The sequence below is a fragment of the Ruthenibacterium lactatiformans genome, assembly GCF_000949455.1.
Taxonomy (GTDB): Bacteria; Bacillota; Clostridia; order Oscillospirales; family Ruminococcaceae; genus Ruthenibacterium; species Ruthenibacterium lactatiformans.
In genome coordinates this window covers 1-736 of the sequence record NZ_JXXK01000103.1, presented here as the reverse complement: position 1 = coordinate 736, position 736 = coordinate 1, and the positions used below count along the sequence as shown (strand labels likewise).

At 58.2% G+C, this 736-nt stretch carries 1 pseudogene; it reads right to left on the bottom strand.

Annotated elements, in window-relative coordinates:
* Positions 1-736 (bottom strand): annotated as a pseudogene (locus TQ39_RS21405) (OmpL47-type beta-barrel domain-containing protein); the annotation flags it as partial.

Sequence of the window (736 nt, the reverse complement as noted above, 5' to 3'; positions counted from 1 at the left end):
TATTCCGCTTCGGGAGCGAGGTAATCAATATTGCTCACCCCGGTATGCAGTGTGAACGTGTTGCCGCCATTGTCCGTGATGATGAAATCGTATTTTCCATTGGCGTCCGTAGCGAAATCCGCGGTACTGCCTTCCACCACCGTGCCGTCCGGCATCGTGATGGACTTGACGCCGCTGGGCGCATAGCCGTCCTCCGGCTCCGGGTCGGTGGCCGTCACACGGATGGTCACGGGCTTGTTCGTCCAGTCACCGGGCATCACCTCATAGTCCGCAGCCGGCGCAAGCTGGTCGATATTGCTCACTTCTACGGGGTATGTCAAAACGTTGCCGCAGTAATCCCGCACAGAGAAGTTGTACACGCCGTTTTTGTCCACCGTGTACTTCGCCTGCGTGGCATCCACGACGCTGCCATCCGGCAGGGTGATGTCCCGCACGCCCGACAGGTTATCGTCTGTGGAAAGGTCGATCTCCACCGCCCCGTTCGTCCAGTGATCCGGGGTCAGGGTTTTCTCTGCCACAGGCTCGGTCTGCTCGAACATGAAGTCTGCAAAAATGGCGTCGGACACATTCCCCGCGTTGTCCTCCGCCTTCGCGTAGATGTTTCCGAAGTATTCCTCCCGCATGGCGGGCTTGTCCAGCTCGTCATAGGTCAGCCAATCTGCTTCGAGAGAATCTTCATCTGCGGCAAATTGGTAATAGATGGCCTTGATGCCGCTGTCCGTCCAGCCGTCATCGG